Source organism: Paenibacillus sp. MAEPY2 (assembly GCF_000499205.1).
Lineage (GTDB): Bacteria > Bacillota > Bacilli > Paenibacillales > Paenibacillaceae > Paenibacillus > Paenibacillus vandeheii.
Map to the genome: position 1 here is coordinate 236,341 of NZ_AWUK01000004.1, position 20,794 is coordinate 257,134.

The 20,794-nt window shown below is 46.3% G+C and carries 17 protein-coding genes; 7 read left to right on the forward strand and 10 right to left on the reverse strand.

The window, feature by feature from the left end; translation table 11 throughout:
- Window positions 1–70: 70 nt before the first annotated feature.
- Window positions 71–1,438, reverse strand: a complete 1,368-nt coding sequence (locus P364_RS0102565) for a PTS transporter subunit EIIC (protein ID WP_024628597.1) — start codon at window positions 1,436–1,438, stop codon at window positions 71–73.
- 439 nt (window positions 1,439–1,877) lie between these two features.
- Between P364_RS0102565 and P364_RS0102570 the strand changes: the two genes are divergently transcribed.
- Both P364_RS0102570 and P364_RS0102575 read left to right on the forward strand, forming a co-directional pair.
- A complete protein-coding gene (locus tag P364_RS0102570) occupies window positions 1,878–4,529 on the forward strand; it encodes a cation-translocating P-type ATPase (RefSeq protein ID WP_024628598.1) in 2,652 nt (883 codons plus the stop codon).
- 230 nt (window positions 4,530–4,759) lie between these two features.
- The gene (locus P364_RS0102575; RefSeq protein ID WP_024628599.1) at window positions 4,760–6,103 is read left to right on the forward strand and encodes an MFS transporter; all 1,344 of its coding nucleotides are present in this window, start codon (window positions 4,760–4,762) and stop codon (window positions 6,101–6,103) included.
- A 118-nt stretch (window positions 6,104–6,221) separates the two neighbouring features.
- On the opposite strand, the gene P364_RS0102580 is transcribed toward P364_RS0102575, so the two are convergent.
- Together P364_RS0102580 and P364_RS0102585 are read right to left on the reverse strand one after the other, a co-directional pair.
- On the reverse strand, window positions 6,222–6,686 hold the full coding sequence (locus tag P364_RS0102580; protein WP_024628600.1) for an SMI1/KNR4 family protein: 465 nt from the start codon (window positions 6,684–6,686) through the stop codon (window positions 6,222–6,224).
- Window positions 6,687–6,718: 32 nt separating this feature from the next.
- Window positions 6,719–7,375 (reverse strand): DUF2625 domain-containing protein, encoded by a 657-nt coding sequence (locus tag P364_RS0102585; protein WP_024628601.1) that lies wholly within the window; start codon window positions 7,373–7,375, stop codon window positions 6,719–6,721.
- Window positions 7,376–7,579: 204 nt separating this feature from the next.
- Here P364_RS0102585 and P364_RS0102590 point away from each other — a divergent pair, with 204 nt between their 5' ends.
- Entirely contained in the window at window positions 7,580–9,073 is a 1,494-nt protein-coding gene (locus P364_RS0102590; protein ID WP_024628602.1) for a right-handed parallel beta-helix repeat-containing protein, read from the forward strand.
- Between the two features lie 37 nt (window positions 9,074–9,110).
- On the opposite strand, the gene P364_RS35995 is transcribed toward P364_RS0102590, so the two are convergent.
- On the reverse strand, window positions 9,111–9,665 hold the full coding sequence (locus tag P364_RS35995; RefSeq protein WP_024628603.1) for a TetR/AcrR family transcriptional regulator C-terminal domain-containing protein: 555 nt from the start codon (window positions 9,663–9,665) through the stop codon (window positions 9,111–9,113).
- A 159-nt stretch (window positions 9,666–9,824) separates the two neighbouring features.
- Between P364_RS35995 and P364_RS0102600 the strand changes: the two genes are divergently transcribed.
- Window positions 9,825–10,319 carry a nuclear transport factor 2 family protein gene (locus P364_RS0102600; RefSeq protein ID WP_024628604.1) on the forward strand — a complete coding sequence of 165 codons (495 nt, stop codon included), beginning with the start codon at window positions 9,825–9,827 and terminating at the stop codon, window positions 10,317–10,319.
- Between the two features lie 88 nt (window positions 10,320–10,407).
- On the opposite strand, the gene P364_RS0102605 is transcribed toward P364_RS0102600, so the two are convergent.
- From P364_RS0102605 to P364_RS0102615, 3 genes are all read right to left on the reverse strand, one after another.
- Window positions 10,408–11,238 carry a methyl-accepting chemotaxis protein gene (locus P364_RS0102605; RefSeq protein WP_024628605.1) on the reverse strand — a complete coding sequence of 277 codons (831 nt, stop codon included), beginning with the start codon at window positions 11,236–11,238 and terminating at the stop codon, window positions 10,408–10,410.
- Between the two features lie 63 nt (window positions 11,239–11,301).
- A complete protein-coding gene (locus tag P364_RS0102610; RefSeq protein WP_024628606.1) occupies window positions 11,302–12,303 on the reverse strand; it encodes a sensor domain-containing diguanylate cyclase in 1,002 nt (333 codons plus the stop codon).
- Window positions 12,304–12,332: 29 nt separating this feature from the next.
- Entirely contained in the window at window positions 12,333–13,139 is an 807-nt protein-coding gene (locus tag P364_RS0102615; RefSeq protein ID WP_024628607.1) for an alpha/beta fold hydrolase, read from the reverse strand.
- A 304-nt stretch (window positions 13,140–13,443) separates the two neighbouring features.
- Here P364_RS0102615 and P364_RS35015 point away from each other — a divergent pair, with 304 nt between their 5' ends.
- Together P364_RS35015 and P364_RS0102625 are read left to right on the forward strand one after the other, a co-directional pair.
- Complete coding sequence (locus tag P364_RS35015) at window positions 13,444–14,040, forward strand: hypothetical protein (protein WP_236642204.1); 597 nt, start codon at window positions 13,444–13,446, stop codon at window positions 14,038–14,040.
- A 73-nt stretch (window positions 14,041–14,113) separates the two neighbouring features.
- A complete protein-coding gene (locus P364_RS0102625; protein WP_024628608.1) occupies window positions 14,114–14,671 on the forward strand; it encodes a DUF1697 domain-containing protein in 558 nt (185 codons plus the stop codon).
- A gap of 214 nt (window positions 14,672–14,885) precedes the next feature.
- Here P364_RS0102625 and P364_RS0102630 read toward each other — a convergent pair whose 3' ends face one another.
- Together P364_RS0102630 and P364_RS0102635 are read right to left on the reverse strand one after the other, a co-directional pair.
- A complete protein-coding gene (locus tag P364_RS0102630; RefSeq protein WP_024628609.1) occupies window positions 14,886–16,073 on the reverse strand; it encodes an MFS transporter in 1,188 nt (395 codons plus the stop codon).
- A gap of 110 nt (window positions 16,074–16,183) precedes the next feature.
- Entirely contained in the window at window positions 16,184–17,140 is a 957-nt protein-coding gene (locus tag P364_RS0102635; protein ID WP_024628610.1) for a helix-turn-helix transcriptional regulator, read from the reverse strand.
- Window positions 17,141–17,371: 231 nt separating this feature from the next.
- Between P364_RS0102635 and P364_RS0102640 the strand changes: the two genes are divergently transcribed.
- A complete protein-coding gene (locus tag P364_RS0102640) occupies window positions 17,372–18,958 on the forward strand; it encodes a choice-of-anchor I domain-containing protein (RefSeq protein ID WP_024628611.1) in 1,587 nt (528 codons plus the stop codon).
- 147 nt (window positions 18,959–19,105) lie between these two features.
- On the opposite strand, the gene P364_RS0102645 is transcribed toward P364_RS0102640, so the two are convergent.
- The gene (locus tag P364_RS0102645) at window positions 19,106–20,755 is read right to left on the reverse strand and encodes a carboxylesterase/lipase family protein (protein WP_024628612.1); all 1,650 of its coding nucleotides are present in this window, start codon (window positions 20,753–20,755) and stop codon (window positions 19,106–19,108) included.
- Window positions 20,756–20,794: the final 39 nt, after the last annotated feature.

Consider the following 20,794-nt stretch of genomic DNA (forward strand, 5'->3'; position numbering starts at 1 on the left):
TAATTGAAGTCGTGTTATTAACTCTACAATACACGAAAACCCGCACCATCAGGTACGGGCTTTTCTTAATTTATACTTGTTTCCGTTCTTTTCCTAACATCCAGTAGGTGAACACACCTGACACACAGAAAGAAAGCGTTATACCAACACAGACATGTAGCAGATTCAGACTCCCTACTTCCATAAATAGCGGAATTTCCAGTAGACTTGCGGACCCACCCAATGCAACTGCTTTGACGGACATCAGCCCGAAATACAGTCCTCCTGCAGCACCGCCAAGCAATGCCGAATAAAATGAAGCCCTCTTTCTCATATTGACCGCATACATCGCAGGCTCTGGAACACCTAATAGAGCTGTTCCTGTTGCCCAGAAAGCCAGCTTCCTGAATTCCCACTGTTTGCTTCTCAGCCCAGTAGCTAGTGAAGCTCCTGCTTGTGCAACGAAGGCAACTAACGTGACAGGGATAATGAGGGAGAAACCATTCACCATCAATTCATTGATTATCATAGGTAAAAGCCAGTAATGTAATCCAGCGATCATCATTAGGGAATAAACCGCTCCCAGCAGCATAAGTGCTACAATCGGTGCATCATTCAGTAATGAACCCACCACATCCGGTAACTTCTGATCAATCCAAGTACCGATTGGACCAAGTATCATTAGAACCAGTGGAACGAGAATCAGAAACGTCAACAATGGAGCAATAATTTCTTTGAAGGCTCTTGAGCTTATTTGCTCAACTACTTTTTCCAGATAGGACGCCGCATATATCGTCAAAATCACCCAAATGGAAGCTGAAAAAAAGATCGCTTGTGACACAATGGGTACTCCCATAAAGTGAACATCTTCTTCACCTGACAGTAAAGCGGTCATTTGCGGGTAGAACATTAGTCCGCCAATCGCTGCGGCAACATAAACATTGCTTTTTAACCGATAGGCTGTACTGATGGCTACCAGGATTGGCAACAGATAATACACGCTATCTCCAATGGATTTAAATATCAGGATTGTCTGACTGCCCATCAACGAAGAGGAATCCGTAGAACTGTAAACGTTAAATAACGTAATGATGGCTAGCACAATCTTGAGCACTGCAGCTCCCAGGATGGCGGGCATCAGAGGCCTGAACACATCGGAAATAAAATATAACAATGATTTTTTGCTGGTACGCCTTATTTCTGGCAGTGCGTCCCCTTCTGCTTTCCCCACTCCCATGGCCTGTAGCGTATGGTATAGTTGGGAAAATTCGTCCTCAAGTGTTATGTAGCATTGATCACCTGTTATACGAATATCTGCGTCAAAATCAGGCACTGACATATTTAGGCCTGTACGGTTATGCAATGTCAGCGTAGTGGTATTCACGTCATGCTGCACAAGACGAATATTTTCCTGTCCTCCTGCTAGTTTCAAGAGTTGTTCGATGCTGCTGTCATTCATATGTACCTTCTCCTTATGCTGCGGTAAAACCGAGTTTTATGATATGCCCTTATCTATATACACATTTCCATGAAAAAACTTCAATAGGATAAAAAAACTAATTCCCCTTTTATTTCATGATTTTTGCGCAAGGTATAATGACCTAATCAAAATAAAGCAAAAGCATATCCAACACACCGTATCCCCACTATAGTTTAAACCACATCTATAAAACGAAATTTGTCCCACAACGTAATCAGTATAACCGTGTCATTCGGCAACGAAGTAGCTGTAATATACAATGCGCAATCATAGCAAACGAATGAGATTCACCAGACGCGGAGATTCTACCTATGGAGTTCATAAATTTGATGAAGTTTTACTGATTCTTAGACGCCTGCAAGGTTATATACACAAAGAAATCTAATATCCGAAATCTATGATCCAAGGAGCTGGTCATTTGCAACATTACAGACACAGTGCAGAGGAGACACTTCAGGACGTTCAGAGTTCCACGGATGGGCTCACCACCTCCGAAGCTGCAAAGAGACTTGAGACGGAAGGCTATAACGAGTTAAAAGGAAAAGCTGCAACCCCCATCTGGAAGCTATTTATTGAAAATTTTAAAGATCCCATGGTTATCGTGCTGCTGATCGCAGCCGCTGTTCAGATCGTCCTTGGACACCTGATCGAATCGCTAATCATTTTTCTCGTCATTCTGTTAAATGCGGTAATCAGCGTTGTGCAGACCAAGAAGGCCGAAAGTTCTCTGGACGCACTCCGGCAAATGTCTGCTCCCGAAGCCAAAGTCATTCGTGACGGGCAGAAACAAACGATTCCCGCACGGGAACTCGTTCCCGGCGATATTGTCTTGCTGGATGCAGGGGATTATGTCCCGGCAGACGGCCGCATTTTGGAATCAGGCAGCTTGCGTATCAATGAAGGCATGCTGACCGGAGAATCCGAAGCTGCGGAAAAACATGCGCATGCCATTCCCGAAGAAGCACCGATCGGGGACCGTCGCAACATGGCATTTAGTGGTTCACTGGTCGTGTATGGTCGTGGCATGCTCGTTATTACAGGCACCGCACTGAAAACGGAAATCGGCAAAATCGCTGAATTAATTGAAAATGCCGAAGCCAAAGAAACACCGTTACAACGCAAATTGGAATCGTTCAGCAAAAAGCTGGGCTTTTTCATCCTGGGCCTATCGATTATCATTTTCGCCATCGAAGCAGGTCGTGTCTGGTTAACGGAAGGAACCGAAAATATCGGCCCATCCATTGTGAATGCCCTAATGTTTGCTGTTGCCGTAGCCGTGGCAGCCATACCTGAAGCCCTTTCATCCATTGTGACGATTGTATTATCTCTGGGAACGAATAAAATGGCCAAGCAGCACGCCATTATCAGACGTCTTCCTGCCGTGGAAGCATTAGGTTCTGCCAGCATTATCTGTACCGACAAAACAGGAACGCTCACTCAAAACAAAATGACCGTGGTGGACTATTACATTCCCCATGGCACGAAAGACCAATTCCCCGACGATCCCAAACAGTGGTCTGCAGAGGAACGCCGCTTGTTACATATTGCAGTACTCTGCAATGATTCGAATATTAACCAGGAAGGCAAGGAACTTGGTGATCCCACCGAGGTAGCGCTCATCGCCTTCAGTAACCGGGTGAACAAGGATTACAATGAAATTCGTGACCAGTTTCCGCGTGAAGCCGAGCTTCCTTTTGACTCGGATCGGAAATTGATGAGTACGGTGCATACGTTTGAGGGACAGACCGCTTTGCTGACCAAAGGTGGCCCGGATGTTCTGTTTAGCCGTTGTAGTCATGTTTTCATAAACGGTGAAGTTCAGCCATTGACGCCTGAGATTCGCACGCAATTTGAAGAGAAGAACGAAGCGTTCTCCAAACGCGCTTTCCGTGTGCTGGCTTACGCCTACAAAAAGTTTGATGACAAAAATCAGGTCACGATAGAGGACGAATATGATTTAACACTTGTTGGTCTGACAGCCATGATCGATCCGCCGCGTGAAGCGGTATATGGTTCCATCGAAGAGTCCAAGAAGGCGGGCATTCGTACCATCATGATTACCGGCGACCACAAAACAACAGCCCAAGCCATCGGTATTGATATCGGACTTGCAGGCCCGGACGACCTGGCCCTTACCGGAGCGGAGCTGGACAAACTGTCGGATGAAGAACTCGACCAGCAGCTCGAACATATCTCGGTGTACGCACGTGTATCTCCTGAAAATAAAATCCGGATCGTGCGTGCTTGGCAGCGTAAAGGCAAGATTGCAGCCATGACCGGAGATGGGGTCAACGATGCACCTGCACTGAAACAGGCCGACATCGGCGTAGCGATGGGCAGCGGGACGGATGTCGCCAAAGATGCGGCAGCCATGATTTTGACGGATGATAATTTTGTGTCCATCGTGAATGCAGTCAGTGTGGGACGTATGGTATTTGATAATATCAAAAAAGCTATTGCGTACCTGTTTGCAGGAAACCTCGGGGCGATTATCGCCATTTTGTTTGCACTTGTGGTCGGCTGGGTGAACCCTTTTACAGCGCTGCAACTGCTCTTTATCAATCTGGTGAATGACTCGCTGCCAGCCATTGCACTCGGTACCGAAAAAGCTGAACCGGATGTCATGCGACGCAAACCACGAGATATTAACGAAGGCATCTTTGCCGGCGGAACGTTACAGGCCGTCATTACTCGCGGCGTCCTGATCGGGGTGGCGGTCATCGTTTCCCAATATATCGGACTTGGAATCTCGGAGGAAATAAGTGTGGCCATGGCCTTTACAACCTTGATTCTGGCACGGAGTCTGCAAACTTTTGCAGCACGCTCCAACACACAGACGATTTTCCAGGTCGGCTTCACCACCAACAAATTAGTTCTTGGTTCCATCCTGGTTTGTCTCTGCCTTTACGCAATCACGCTGATCCCGGGTGTACGCGGCATCTTTGCCATCCCGGCTGCGTTTGGCTGGAATGAGTTTCTGATCGCAGGAGGACTCGCTCTCGCCGCCGTCATTCTGATGGATGTCATCAAATGGATTCGCAATCGGGGGAAACAAGCCACTGTTTCATAAGAAAAATAGATCAGCATACCAAGACAGGCGGCCCTTGAAGTGGCGCCTGTTTTTGGCTATCACCTGAAATATTTTGTTTAAAATCATTTTCACACTTATCACAATACAAGTGTTAAGTAACAATATAAGCCGATATTATTTTTATGACATTATTGCCATATGATATGATTAAGCGTAAAATATAATATTGAATTTCAATAATTATTGAATGAATAGACAGGAATGGTCACGTGAAAGATAAAATTGTTATGCCCCTCTGGACTTGCTGCCTGTTCATCGTTGTGATGAATACCACCATGTTTAACGTCTCTTTACCTGTTATTATCCATGATCTTCAGATTACATCTGATCTCGGATCCTGGGTCATCTCAAGCTACTCCATTGGTTACGCCTTGTCGACGGTGATTTACAGTCGATTATCTGATCGTATCCCGGTGCGCAAACTGCTGACGGTGGGATTGCTTATTTTGGGTTTATCTTCATTATTCGGATTATTTGCTCACAGCTTTGCGATCCTTCTGCTGACACGCATTTTGCAATCTGCGGGTGCAGGGGTCATGGCCGGGCTTGGGCTTGTCATCGCAAGCCGTTACATCCCGTTGGAACGGCGCGGAGCTGCCATCGCACTGATCTCATCAGGTAGCGCTATGGCGTTTGGGCTTGGCCCCATTGTCGGCGGACTTATTAGTGAGTACTGGGGCTGGAATGGACTTTTCGCTATTACGGTGCTTGTCCTGCTTGCACTGCCCGTACTGCTCTATTTTCTCCCGCGTGAAACGGCCAAACCGGAGAATCCTTTTGACATGATCGGTGCAGCATTAACCGTGATTAATGCAACTACCCTTCTGGTTGCCATCACTCAGCAGTCATGGTTATGGCTGTCCATCGGTGTCATTTCACTTATTGTGCACATCGTGTATATTCGCAGGGCAAGCCTGCCTTTTGTGAATCCACATGTATTCCGAACACCCGGGTTTTCCCGGCTACTGATCATCGGCTTCTGTGTTCTGGTCGTAAATCTGGGCAATCTGTTCCTGATGCCGCTAGTGCTCGCTGATCTGTTCGGACGTTCGTCGCTCGCTATTGGTCTGCTGATTGCTCCTGGAGCCATCGTCTCGGCATTCTGCACCCGTTTCGTAGGTCGCTGGATTGATCGTTATGGCAATATACGTTTTCTAATGATCGGACACATTTTGCTTGCATCAGTTCTTGCTCTGTTTATGCTGGGACTGAATCAGTCTGCCTTGATTATCACCGGCGGATATCTCTTTTTCTCCCCGGCACTCTCCGCCTCGATAGCTTCGCTGAATAATGAAGCATCTCGGATGCTGCCCAAAGCGCAGATCGGTTCCGGTATGGGCTTGTTACAGTTGATCCAATTTTTTGGCGGTTCAGTATCCGTCGCTGTCTGTGGGCTGCTGCTGCATAGCATTCCGGGTGTTCCAGTAGAGGAAGCCTATCATTATGTATATGGATGTCTGCTCTTAGTCTGTCTGATCTCGCTAGTCATCGTGGTCTGGCATAACAAAGCTGCACGATCGACTTCTACGGTTACAATGACTGAGACTGGATAGGTTGCAAACTAGGATGTATTCTATATCATTCAATCAAAACATTCATGTATTCGATTGAGTAAAAGGCCCGCGAATAGCGCGAGCCTTTTGTCGTTCACGAGGATATTCAAACGGTGAATCACTCAACTGGATCACTCGGTCTGGCTTTTAAACAAGCTATGAATGCATTGAAATTGGCAGCGATCTCTCGTACATTTTCCTCCAGCAGTTGCTGGGCTTCCTCCGGCGTCTCTGATTCGCTCTCGGCATCTTCGCGTACCATCGCTTCTTCATGGTCCATAACCAGTACGGCAGGAGATTCTGAATTCTTTCGGTAATCCAATAAGTAGTTGTTGCCGCTGCTGACACTCCAAGCAAACGGAATAATCCGTCGTGGATCGGGATTCACGTCATCTACCAGATTGATGTTATTCGCAATGAACTGATTATCGAGTGCAGAGAAACGAATCTCCCAGTCGATGACCTCTCCATTTTCAATCATATCAAATGCTTGACCATTGGCCTCCCGTTGAAACTCCAGATATTCGTGCGGAAACACAATGCCGTAATGCTTCTGAATGTTATCGATATTCAAATTATTCATACACTCCCTCCGTACAATCCTGTCATAGCACATCATTTCCCAGCCAATGCTGCTTTCCAGGCTTCTTCCACAGCTACAGGAGCTTTGCTGCTGCTCTCGCCGTTGCCCTCTTCCGTCCAAAGCGGTGGATAATAGGCGAATACTTGTCCTATCTGAAGCTGTACCATGTCGTTCTGCCAACCCTTCCAGCGAAAGGTCTGATAATACTGCTCCAGATCACCATTAGCCAACCAGTTGATGAAGCCCGAATAAGCCAGTTCTGTCGATTCCCATTCCAGCGTGTCAGGGGCAAAATAGTATACATGTCCTGTACAGCCATACTTACCCGTATCCATTCCGAAAAATCCACCCGCAGCATCGTAAGCGACGACCATCATGCCTTCCAGTGCGGGTACACAAGGCTTGTCAGCCACACCATTCCAACTGGTCAGACTCCCGAAGGTTTGATCACCTCCCGATCCAAGCAACGTAATCCAGCCATCATCCAGCACAATGCCCGCTGTCTCATAGGCAACAGCCCCCAAATAGGATTTAGTGCTTACTTGTAGGCGATAAAGCGCGTCCTCTCCGACCTCTCGCTGTGCAGGAACATAGGTATATTTATTTTGTCCATGGTCCAACAGTTCCTTGAGTTCCTCCCAAGCATGATTCTCCCGATCCACTAATTCGTTTGCGGTTAATTTATGCATAATTATTGCTCCCTTCAGCCTACTTTACATTCTGCTTGCTCCCCCCCTATGGATTTATCCATTCCCATTCAAAAATACCATTCCACATCGTAATCCTCCATTCTTCCACTCATGCTAGTTGTCTATGAGCATATCACGCCCCTATTCCTCCATTCAAATCTGCTATAATCAAACTTTATAGCAAATTCATAAGGAGGAAACACTTTGCTTCGTACAGTCACACAATACGTTCTGGCCCTGATTCTAATGCTTCTCGCAACAGGTTGTCAGGATGAGGGCTCTTCCATGCCTTCACCAGATTCGGTTCAAACACCCGCCACCAAAGAAATGTATTACATAGCACCCGATGGAAATGACCAGAATACAGGAACCATTCAAGAACCTTGGAGAACGCTACAGCATGCTGCAGATCATGCCAATCCAGGCAGTATCGTTTATTTACGGGAAGGGGTATATCATCAAAAGGTGAAAATAACCCGAAGCGGCAATGCCTCCGGCAATCCTACCCTTTTCTCTAGCTATCCTCGTGAGAAGGCCGTCATCGATGGTGAAGGTCTATCCGTACGCGGTATAGAAGGTTTAATTGAAGTCGAAAGTGCCAGCTTTATTACGATTCAAAATCTCGAAATCCGCAACTTTACAACCTCTCTTCGGGGTCAAGTGCCTACTGGCATCTATATTCACGGAGCCGGGGAACACATTCAAGTCCTGGGCAACACCGTTCATTCCATTGCAAATGATGCCAAGCCCTCAGGACCGGATTTGCAGGGTCGGGATGCCCATGGAATTGCAATTTATGGTACGGAGCATCCTCAAGCCTTACGGGACATTATGATCAAGGATAATGAACTGTATGATCTCGTGCTCGGTTCAAGTGAGACACTTGCAGTCAACGGGAATGTGGATACGTTTGCAATCTTGGACAACACCATTCATGACAGCGACAACATTGGTATTGATCTGATCGGATATGAAGGTACATCCGAGGATGACACTTATGATCAGGCGCGAAACGGCATTGTACGAGGAAACGAAATCTATAATATTTCTTCCAATCTCAACCCTTCCTATGGAACGAACCTCCCCAATGACAGCAATTCTGCTGGGGGAATCTATGTAGATGGAGGCAAAAATCATATCATTGACCATAATCGAGTATACCGCAACGATATCGGGATCGAGATTGCTTCGGAGCACGCCGGACGTTCAACGAGCAACATTACGTTGCAGGATAATCTCATTTTCCATAACAGGCTGACAGGCATCGCCATGGGCGGCTATGATGAGGAACGCGGTTCTACCGAGGGCAGTACGATTATGTACAATACAATAGTTGATAACGACCTGCTGGATGCTGGCAATGGGCAGCTGTTCATGCAAGCCCAAACGAAGAACAATACGTTCAAGCGGAACATTCTCGTATCAAATAGCTCTGACGTGCTCATTTACAATGAATACACCAGTAATTCGGGGAATGTGTTTGATCATAACGTATACTACTCCCCTGCACCACAAGAAGATGCGCTATGGATCTGGAAAAACAGGGAGTATGCCGGCTTCACCTCCTACGTCGAGGGATCAGGAAATGATGCTCAATCATTGTATGTGAATCCGAAATTTATGGATGACGCCAACGAAGACTTCACTCTCCAAGCCAGTTCCCCTGCCAAGGGATATGGATTTATGAGCCACGAGTAACCGGAAAGAGTGACTGGATAATGCCGGTAAAGTGATTCTACGATTCGTTGTTAAAATACGTTCTAATAGGCTGAGGCATGGCGGAAAAAATTAATTCCCCCAATTCGGCGGGGGATTCCCTCATGCCGTTTTCAAGCCAGTCTTTGGTGACATTGACTCCTCCGTAGGCATTAAACTGGATTGCAAACAGAATATCCGGAGGCAATGAGGCGAGACCCAATTTTTTCTGGATATGCTTGGTGTGGCACTCGACCGTATACTGAAAAATAATATTATAAAAAGATAAATGTGTATCGTCGTCAAATACTTTTTTGAAATAGAGATAGTCCTCTTTAATAAACGCTACAATTCTTCCGGCTACTCGTCCCCAGGGCTCCTTCTCAATATATTGATTGATGATTTTATCCGCTTTGTCACTATATATCCAGGCAATCAGATCGTACTTGCTCGAAAAATGATAATAGAACATCTGTCTGCTTACCTGACAATGATCCGTGATGTTGGTGACGGTAATGGATTGAATCGGGTTCCGTTTGGCCAAATCAATCAGGGATTCAGCCAGGAGTTCTTTAGGCGTGATTTTTCTAAGCATAGGTATCTCCCTCCTGAGTTTCTAACGCTCCTATGGTGTCTTGGCCATTCTCTTTACATATCGACGTATTTGTACAGTTTTTTTACACTCTACTGAAACAGTCTATTATGATTTGAGATTCTTTAATTTATACTTTGTTGTGAAAGGGGAGTGGAATATATGGATTCCAAAACGATCAAAAATGTAACCGTTAACGCGTCAATGGATACTGCAAATGAAGACGCCCGCAAAAACATGGATGTCATTATAGAATTTTTCTCGCTGTATCTGGGTGATACCGACCAATTTTATTCACTATGGGTTGAGGAAAACCCGGCTGTGATTACACCGTTTGTTACAGCAGAAGTCGCCGTCCTGCACAATGCTGTTCAAGAAGGCTGGGACGCTGTTAAAAGCTTCTTCAATCCGATTTTCACTGATATGAAAGGTACATTCGAATGGACGATTGACGAGTTTATGGTCGGCGAAAATCCGAATACCATTGTTACCAAAACACGGAGCAACATCGACATCACTGCCAACGGACCCTGGGGTAACGACAAAAAAATCAAGTATAACGGCATTTACGTGCAAATCTTCAAATTTGAACACAACAAGATCAAGTCATTTGAAGAATACTACGATACTGCTTTGCTGAATAAACAGTATTCCTAAAAGGAAGCTGACCCAAGTTCATCCCGAAGCAAATAAGAAACGCTCAACCACATCTGTGGTTGAGCGTTTCGTTCATGTATCGACGGAATTAGTCCACGTCATCCGTTATTTTTTCGACCAGCCTGCGCAAGCCGTGATTTGTTTCATTCAATTGATCGATCACATTCATAAACTCTGTGACCAGCTTCGCCTGCTCTTGCGAAGAAACTGAAATCTGGGCAATCTCTTGCTCCATGCTCAATACGGATTTTTTTACAGCGTCAAGCGACTGCTCAATCCGTCCGGTAGCTTCTTTGGTTCCCGTAGACATCTTACGAATTTCGGTGGCGACCACCCCGAATCCTGCCCCGGCCTCACCGACCCGCGCTGCTTCAATTGCAGCATTCAAGCCAAGCAGATTAGTCTGCTCCGAAATCTCTTTAATGTATAGAACGACCTCATTAACGTTTCCGGAATCCTCAACCGCCCGTTTCGTATTACTCAAGATTTCTTCCGAAGTCGCACTCAATTCCTCTGAATGAGCAGCAACATGCTGAATGCCCTCAATCAGTCGGCCGGTGACTTCGTCAGCCTGATTCATCAGCTTTTTCAATTGATCCTGCGTATCCATACTGTATGTAATGCAAATCACTGCTTCTATTTCATTCTGCTCGTTCTTGATGGGATGGAAATAAGAATCCGCAGCGATACCGAATAGTTCGGCCGGATAATGCTCCCTTGTTTTCGACTCATTCTGTAACATCTTAAAATCCCTGTGGATATCCGGGAGCGGATCTCCTGCCATGAAATCATATTTCAAGGCATTCCCAGATTGGAAAAACAAAAACTTCTCCCTGTCCATTACCGAGATGGATACATCCTGACGTGCAGCTTCCCGAATGAACGGCATTGCAGCCAAAACAGCCTCAACCTGATTCATAATGATGTGCTCACTTCCTCTAATTTGGATAATAGCATTAAATACTATATCGACAGTTATCATTTAATTATGAAGGTTTGAGTCGTTACGCTCTGCTTCTGACGCATGTGTCACCCGATTTCTTCCTCCGGTTTTAGAGGCATACAGCGCCTTATCCGCTTTTTGGAACAGGGACTGCTCCGTGTCTTCCTCCGCCACAGTAGCTGCACCGATACTCACCGTGATGTTATATTCGCCCCAATCAGCGGAAGCGACTTGTGAATGGTATCGCTCTGCTGTATGCATCGCCTGCTCCTGATCACAATCCGCAAGAATAATGACAAATTCCTCTCCGCCATAACGCGCGACCACATCCGTACTGCGTGACACTGATTGCAGCAGGCCCGCCAGATTGCCGAGCACCAAATCCCCGATCGGATGCCCGTACGTATCATTAATATTTTTGAAATGATCAATATCAACGACCAGCAGGGAAAAACAACGTTGGGAGTCCCGAAAAAACGTCAGGCTTTCAACCATTTTATCCTGGAAATATCTGCGGTTCTTAAGTCCGGTAAGCAAATCCGTAGAAGCCATCGTCTCCAACTGATCATTCACTTTGATTAATGCCTGCTGTTTTAACTTGTACTCCTCATGCAATCGCTCAAGCTCCTTATTCGCCTCATGCGTAGCTTGATATAATTCCTGCAGCTTTGTTTTGGTCTGCAATATATCCTTCTCATGCTCGATTCGCTTGCGCATGATCACTACGACACAGTCAATTATGCTTTCTCCGTTGCGAGTCTGGCGAACCCCGTTCAGAAGAACCGGAACATCCTGCTGATCGCTGGTGCGAAACGAGAAATACATTTCATCCACATGACCATATAGCTGGATGTATGGGTAAAAATACGTGTGAAAAAACAACTTGTTGGTCACCGACATCGTCGACTCAATATGCTTCCCCAACAACTCGGTGCGTTCATATTTCAGCATGCCCAGCATGGCTTGATTAATGGATTGAATGATGCCCGAGTCAGAGATGGAGAAGTATCCGCAAGGTGCCAGATCTAATTGTAGGTCCATGGAAAATTGCCCTTTCCTCTCCTTTTACTTTACACGCTCTGCAAATAGTCTTTAATGAAACGACTTGTTTCTTCTGGCTGACTCAAATGAGGATAATGTCCCTTCGCCGTCATCTGTAGAAGTCTGCTGTTCTTCAGATGGGCATGCAAGTAATCCCCCACTTCAACTGGAGCGATGCTATCGTCTGAGCATTGGAGAATCAATGTGGGTACAGAAGCCCGCACCAGATCATCCCGACAATCCGAGAAAAACGTCACCTCGGCAAATTGCCTCGCAATATGCGGGTCCCTTGAACAAAAGCTCTTTTCCAACTCCACTGTCAGTTCTTTCCGCTCGGGATTCTGCATCACGATTGGAGCAAGATAACTCGCCCAACCAACAAAATTCATCTGCATCATCTCCAGCAGCTCATCTATGTCGCGTCGGTCAAAACCGCCGTAATAATTCGGAAGATCATTTACGTAACGGGGAGAAGGCCCCAGCATTACAATACGTCTAAAATATTCTGCTGCCTGAATGGATGCAAGCATGCCAATCATGCTGCTTACAGAGTGCCCGACAAATACGACGTCTCTCAGATTGAGCGCTTCCATAATTTCAAGCACATCCTGTGCGTATCCTTGCAGACTGCTGTACTTGTCAGCATCATAATAGTCAATTTGAGATTGGCCCGAGCCTACGTAATCAAACAAAACGACACGGTAGTTATCCATAAAACTCGGAACGATATAGCGCCACATATCCTGATCACATCCAAACCCATGAGCAAACACAATGGTTTGCCCGCCGGTACCAAGTACCTTTACATTGTTGCGTACTAGGACGTCAACCGTCATTCCAATCACCTCTCTGAGGTAGTATCCTCTTGCTTTCGTTCTATTAAGTTATTATATCGGAAAATGCTGGGAAATGAATAATAAATATTAATTTTCCTGCTGTAGCTCAGCCCATCCTCCATCTGATGCCCGTTGAGACTGAATAAATCTGTAAGCCCTTCCCATTCTGATATAGTATAATTCTTATGATCAACGGAGTAGCTACTTAGGCAAGAACACATACCAGAAGACCAGGAGGAATCAATCCCCATGCAACAACTGGAAGCTGCCTTAACCCGTTTTGTGGAACAGCAGAACTTATATAATGAAGCTTATGGACTTTTCAAAAACCATGATCTTCGTCCTCTCACACAACATCATCAACCGGAAGTGGACGAACGAATTCCTCTCTCCCCAGAGCTTCAATATCTATACAAATCACTATGAGATGGTCGATGCGAAGGCCGAAGGTACACTCAAGTTGAAAAATGCGGCTGTCGAAATCGGTGATGCAGCCGTGATCTTCTTCGTTGCACCTGAACATCTGTATCGGCAGCAGTTAGGCTATCGATGGGTCGGCATGAACGAGCCTTATGAGGAAGCTGCCTCATGGAAACCAGGTCATGTTGTCATCGCCAATGTGAATGATGATCCCTTGATTGTGGACACAGCAGCACCTGACTCGCCTGTGTATGCAGCCTTTGAAGGCGGCGAACCAACACGGGTCGCTGAGTCATTGTCTGACTTTTTTACCGCAGTCGCTATCCTGATAGAAGCTGCACGGACTTATGGTGGAGAATTGAAGGATGAGGAATCTTACGAAACCAAACCCGAATATCTGGAGCTTGTGGAACCTCGATTGAATGATTTGCTGGGAGAAGAGCATGTGGCGCATGTATTGGAGTATTTGTCGTTTCGCTAATGGTTAGAAATAAAACATACATTTACAAGGTCCCAAGAGTACAGGACCCAACCAGGGATATGGAGGCGTGAACATGATTTATGTTGCTTTGCTTCGAGGCATCAATGTAGGCGGAAACAATAAAATCAATATGAAAGAGTTGAAAGAAACGTTTGAACAAGCGGGCTTGCTGGATGTGGTGACGTATATCAACTCAGGCAATATTATCTTTGCCGATCATCAGGATCGCGTCAATGCGAATGCGGAATTAGCCCAGATTCTTGAACAAGCCATAGCTGTCGATTTTGGCTTACAGATCAAGGTGATGGTACGTAATCTGGATGAAGTCCGGACTGTTGTTCAGGCACTGCCGGAGGAATGGACCAATGATGCGATGGCTAAAAGTGATGTCATGTTCCTCTGGGATGAGGTGAATGACGTTTCAGTGCTGGACAAGCTACCCATCAAACCGGAAATCGGCACATTGCTATATGTTCCCGGAGCCATTTTATATTCCGTCAGTAAAGAACTTGTCACCAAGAGTGGTATGAGCAAGCTCATAGGCTCCAAGGTGTACAAATATATGACGGTCCGGAACGTAAACACGACCCGCCAGATTTACAAGCTGATGCAGGCTGCGGCTGTGAGATGATCAAGGCCAAGTGAAGTCTTATGTTTTCAGGTGCAAGCACGGGCTTTTTCGAGTGAACTTCCAATCCGATTGCGAAGTAAAGCTGCGTGCGTGTGCTCAAGATCAGATTTGGATAACGGTTGGTGGGGTTGGAACAGCTGGCGGGCCGCATTTATTGGAACTGCAATAGAATGCGGCCCAGATTCGTCCAGCTGTATACTAGCCCCTTCCTAATTTACCCGGTTACCGAACTCGGTTGATTCGTTTTCATCCCCAGCATGACTACGCCCATGACAACAACCAATAGGGCTACCAGCATAAACGGAATATGTTTATCTACTTGATACAGCGTTGTTGTCAGCAATGGGGTAATCACGGCCGATATGCCCTGAATCGCTGCAACCAATCCGGCTGCACCGCCCTGCTGTTCTTTGCTGACAGAGAGAGAAGCTCCCGCCATAAAACCAGGCATCATCAGACCCGAACCCATACCGAACAGGAAAAATGAGAAATAATAGATGGACAGCTGAGTTGAGACCAGAAACAGAACCATGCTTCCCATCAGAAAAAGAGAACCGAGCAGAATCATGGGCCGCGGCCGCCATTTGAGCCACTTCATCTGAATCACCTGCATGATCAGCATCGCTGCCCCGGAGAACATGAGCCCAAACGAAACCATTCTGGCTGTTGCGGCTGGAGATAGACTGAGTTGATCCTGAAAATAAAATCCGCCAATGACTTGCAGCGTCATAATGCCAACCATCGTCACCAATCCTGCAGCAAGGTACATTCGTAATCCGCGTTGGAACGGGTTGACCTTCGGCGGTTTATCCTGAATGACGGGTCTGGCTGCTGGAATAAGCAACAACGCGATGATAAAGGCAGCAATGGCAATAAAGATGCCAAAATATAGCGGCCACAGCAGACCTATGATGGTAAAAGCCCCTACAATCGCAGGGCCAAATACGAGTCCCATCCCATTGGCTGCACTAATAATCGCCATGCCGCTTCCTCGCTCTTCCCCTTCTGTCACATCTCCCATATATGCCTGGGAAGAAGACAGCACCGCCGGTATGAATGCTCCAATCAAGCTACGCGTCACAATCAGAAGGGTTAGCAGGAGACCCCCTCCCATCCAAGCATTCAATCCACCATACAAGGCCAAAGCGAACAAAGCACAACTGACAGACATACCTATGAATCCAATTAATATAATTGGTTTTCTGCCTTTCAGATCACTGAATCTGCCCCACACCGGAGCCATTACAGCCATTGCAATTGACCCGAGCGAAATAATAAGCCCGGAATGACTCTCTTTCATTCCTAATTCGCGAATAAGCGGCGGCATAATGGGAGCAATAAGCATAAGACCCAACATGGCTGCAAACACGCTAAAAAAGATACTTCCTCTAATTCTGTTCACGCTCATACACTCCTTTATTTATCAGTACAGTATCCACTGTACCTGGAGTATACAAGGCTCTGTGTAACTCGACTGCCCCCATACGGAACAATTGACGGTAAGACGGATTATTAATATATTTTTTTCATTTCCGAAGGCTTAACGCCGAATTTGCGATAGAATTGCTGGGAAAAGGCACTGATATTACTGTAACCAACCGCTATCGCTGCCTCGGTGACGTTGTTCTCCTGGTTGCGCAGCAATTTCATGGCGTTATCCAGACGAATCTGGCGTAAATATTCAAAGACGGTGGTACCGAACAGCGCCTTGAAGCCTTTTTTCAATTTAAAATCATTCAAGCCCACCTGTTTGGATAATGCCAATAAGGATGGTGGGTCCACCATGCAAGCCTCCATAATCTCCCGAGCGGTATGCAGCTTCCGTATATCTTCTCTAGAGAACCCCGCTGGAATCGGCGCCAGATCAAACAGCTGAATCATAAACCGATTCAATATCTCCAATGCGGTCGCTTCCATCATTAAAGACGATCTATAGGGGTTATTCAATTCCACAATCAGACTGTCAATCATCGTTCGTATTCTTTGATCCAACTGAAATACGATGGGTTTGAAAATACGATGTCCCAAAATGTCCTGAAACCGAATGCATTGGCTTGTGGCCAAATGTGCACCCGCATAATTGAACAACGAGATCGGAATCCCGAGAGCAAAAGAAGTATAATTCTCCTGCGCAGGCGGATGGAACCAGGCTTCAAAATCACGCATCATCAGAAGTGCTCCCTGTCCAGTGGACAGCGTATATTCCTGACCGGATATGTCTACATAACGCGCACCTGACAAGGCAAACTGCAGCTCAATGATAGGAATATTCGACGCAAAGAACGTAGAACACGGCTCACTATAATGAATCTGAGAATACACAATTTCGATACCACTATACGTGGTTACTCTTTTAATATTGCCACTGCCCGCTTTAGCGGAGAGCAGGTACGTGTTTTCATCCTGCTGACTGAATGGTTCCTGCGTTAAGTAATGCTGGTATACAACGGCTAACGAATCAAAGCCCATGTGTATTCACCTCGTCTATATCTTAATCATGATCCTCATAAAAAGGATGAGACAAATGAGAATTATTCTCACTTGATTCTACCTCAATTTCTTCTTTTCCACCAGTCCCCGACCTAAATTCATATTCAGTTTACACAAGTCCCTTTATACTTTTACCTTTTCATAACATTTCAAATCTATACTAAAACAGTACATGTCATACATACGAAACGGTAAAGGGGATCTGTTACATTGAAAAAGAGAAATCAGTGGCTAGCCGTCCTGTCTATGACAGCCATCTTAACGGCAGGAGCAACAAGTTACACATCCATGGTCAGTGCGGCTAACGCATCTGGACCCGTCAACGATCATGTGATTTTACGTACCGCTATCGAAAATATGCAAGGAACGGTCACTTGGGACGGAAAGCGTCGCAGTGTCGATATTCAGGTTGGAAGCACTAAAGTACAAATCCCAGTAGGGACATCCTCAGCTACCATTAATGGTGTGAACACCTCCCTCGATAGTAAAAGCTACATCACCAAAGGAACAACCTATGTATCTCCAAAAACAATAAAGCTGATTACGGATCAATTGATCCTCGAACAAAATAAAACCGGATTTGAACGTACAGCTTCCTTTCAAATGCCCGGCGGCAAAGCTGAAATATCAGCATCCACTCCGGATGGACAACGGCTGCTCGTAACCGAAGCGGACAATGGCAGCATTTCCGTCGTGGATATTGCCGATTTGAATAATATCCACGTACTGCGTACCATCAGCTTCCATGAACTCTCCGCCAAAGCGGAAGTAACGAGCGTAACGGTATCCAAGGATGGCAAATATGGACTGGCGGTCATACGTACAGGTGATACAGACACGGAAGCAAGTCAGGGATTGCTGGCGGTTGTCGACCTCACAACTTACAAAACAGTCAAGACGTATGAACTTGGTATAGGACCTGACTCCATTGCCCTGTCCCCTGATGGGCTGCATGCGGTTATCGCCATTGAAGATGAAGAGATTAACAAAGCAGCCGATGAAATTGATTATGCGAATGCGAAACGTCCAGGCAGCATTATGATTGTCTCTTTTGCAGGCGGAAACGTATTGGAAGGTGAGATCACCAACTTGCCCGTTTCTCTGGATCATGTAGCTGGAGTCAGTTATCCGCATGATCCACAACCGGAGTATGTTGCGATCAGTCCGGACAGCAAAACAGCGGCCATTACGTTACAGGAAAACAATGCCGTTGCCATCGTTGATCTGCAAACGAAGCAGATTACCTCCATCTTTGCGCTGGGGACTACTTCACATCTTGCCGATTTGAAAGATGATGGCGTAGTCCAGTTTACCGAGAAATTGACTGCTCGTTATGAGCCGGATGGCATTGCTTTCTCTGCTGACGGTAAATATCTGCTGACCGCCAATGAAGGCGATTTGGGTAAAAATGAATTTGATGATGGTGTAAAAGCAGGCGGACGCAACATTGCTGTCTGGGATTTGCAGGGCAAACGGCTGTATGACAGTGAGAACCTTATCGATGAAGCAACAGCCCAGGTTGGCTTATACCCGGATGATCGCAGTCCGAACAAAGGTAGTGAAGTCGAGAATCTGACGGTTGCTACGATTAAAGGCAAAACTTATGCAGCGGTCGCTTCCGAACGAGCAGATGCCATTTTGTTCTTCGATCTTGCTGATCCGGTAAATCCTGCATATCTGGGGCTTATCCCCACTGCTGGAGAGTCACCGGAAGGAATTCATCGTGTCAATGGACGCGACCTGTTTGTGAGTGCAGATGAGAGTACGGGAACACTTAGTTTTTTTGCAAAAAAATAGATCAGATGTCTTCTGAACAACTAAATTAGGTATTCTCCTATAACTAGAAAAGGACGCGAGAGATCATTCTCTCGCGTCCTTTCACGTGACTCAACTACTGTAGGACACCAATCCTTTTAACGATAGACATATCTAGCTATGCAGCCTTTATTCCCAGAAGAAACGTCCCGCAAATACACTCTCTGTTAGCAGCTTGTAAGTCTCATCAGACAATTCATTCTTCATTTTTGCCATCACGACTTCTTTGCCTCCATTGTACTGTGTGGACATTCCAATCTCTGTAGTAGTATTGCTTGCGTCCAGACGCATGATTGGTGTTTTGGCATCTTTGGTCCAAGGTGTCCATGTCGCTAGTTCCGAAGATCCGCCATTGCCTGGGTTACCAGTGTACAGAAACTGTTTCAGATATGCTGTCATCGCGGCAGACAACGCCTCACGGCCTGGTTTATTGGTTTCGCTAAAATAGCCTTCAGGGAAAGAGGCGGCTACCCCGTCTGCGTGTCCTGTGTAGAAATCCATGTCCGCTCCATGTGATGCCCCCAGCAGAGTTTGTAGTCTTTCCGAGATAACTCTTGGCTGTGTACCCCAAGCAAAACGATAGGCATATACTGGCGGCAGCCCTGCTTTACTTGTCAAGCGTTCAGCCACCCGCTCTGCATTAAAACCAGCATAAACCTCACTACCGTATTTCAGGGCTGCAGCATACTGCTCTGCCTTGGTCTCAGCGGTGAACAGCGTTTCATCGTTAATCGAGGGTGTAAAGTTCTCATCACCTAAAGCAAAGCTGGAGAACTCCGTTTCCAGACTGCCGAGCAATACAGGCACTTGTACATAGTTACCGCTGTCAATAGCCTCGAAACCTTCTTTTGGAATGACCGACCCATCACGAAACAGATGCGGGAATGACTCCATCCGGATTGCCGTTGAACCAAATGCAGTGACAAGTTTGTCCGCAGGCAATTCACGCAGATAACTCTCCAGCAGTGACTTAGACTGAATGCCGATCCATGTTTTCGCTTCTTGCACAGAAGTCGCTATCCCTTCTCCCACGAGTAATTTAACGAGGGCATCCTCGGATTTCTGCTTTCCTTCTTCCGGTGCAGCAGTGGTCAGGCCGCCGCTGAAAGCAGCTGCCTTCTGAAACAGCCCTTTACTAAGCGGTGAGATCATCGCTGCCAGGACGTCACGTGCTCCCGCAGACTGTCCGGCCAACGTAACATTGGCAGTATCTCCACCGAAACCTTCTATATTATCCTGAACCCACTGTAAGGCACGTAATGCATCCAGCAAACCATAATTGCCCGAATCATCTAGGGCATTTCCAGTTTTCAATGCAGCATGTTGAAAGAATCCAAGGGCTCCCAATCGATAGTTTACCGAAACAATAATGCTGTTCGTATTACGCGCAAGCTGTTCCCCCTGAAAATCTTTGCCTGATCCCGTCATATTTCCGCCGCCATGCAGAAATACCATAACCGGAAGCTTCGAGCTGATTGTATCCGGACGCCAGATGTTCAGATATAGCGAGTCCTCACTGCCTGTAGTATCTATACCGGATAATTGCAAACTGCTTGCAGCGAATTCCTTGGCTGATCTTGTTTCCATCCATGCCTCCGGTTCACGCGGAGCTTTCCAGCGCAATTCACCTACCGGAGGAACGGCATAAGGAACACCAAGCCAACCCAGCGTATCGAATTGCTCGTAGGTTCTGCCGTCAATTGGCCCATATGTTGTCTGTTGCAGCGTTTGAGGTTGAAATGTTCGAACCTGTCTATGTTTCATCCGATCCTGCTTCAAGTATCTTCACCCCCTTAACAATAGGATAAGCTCTGACCA

Coding starts and splice junctions, on each gene's coding strand:
- P364_RS35015 (WP_236642204.1), top strand. CDS start 13,444: ATGAAGCTTATGGACTTTTCAAAAACCATGATCTTCGTCCTCTCACAC.
- P364_RS35995 (WP_024628603.1), bottom strand. CDS start 9,665: ATGCTTAGAAAAATCACGCCTAAAGAACTCCTGGCTGAATCCCTGATT.
- P364_RS0102600 (WP_024628604.1), top strand. CDS start 9,825: ATGGATTCCAAAACGATCAAAAATGTAACCGTTAACGCGTCAATGGAT.
- P364_RS0102625 (WP_024628608.1), top strand. CDS start 14,114: ATGATTTATGTTGCTTTGCTTCGAGGCATCAATGTAGGCGGAAACAAT.
- P364_RS0102585 (WP_024628601.1), bottom strand. CDS start 7,375: ATGCATAAATTAACCGCAAACGAATTAGTGGATCGGGAGAATCATGCT.
- P364_RS0102605 (WP_024628605.1), bottom strand. CDS start 11,238: ATGAATCAGGTTGAGGCTGTTTTGGCTGCAATGCCGTTCATTCGGGAA.
- P364_RS0102565 (WP_024628597.1), bottom strand. CDS start 1,438: ATGAATGACAGCAGCATCGAACAACTCTTGAAACTAGCAGGAGGACAG.
- P364_RS0102610 (WP_024628606.1), bottom strand. CDS start 12,303: ATGGACCTACAATTAGATCTGGCACCTTGCGGATACTTCTCCATCTCT.
- P364_RS0102635 (WP_024628610.1), bottom strand. CDS start 17,140: ATGGGCTTTGATTCGTTAGCCGTTGTATACCAGCATTACTTAACGCAG.
- P364_RS0102580 (WP_024628600.1), bottom strand. CDS start 6,686: ATGAATAATTTGAATATCGATAACATTCAGAAGCATTACGGCATTGTG.
- P364_RS0102615 (WP_024628607.1), bottom strand. CDS start 13,139: ATGACGGTTGACGTCCTAGTACGCAACAATGTAAAGGTACTTGGTACC.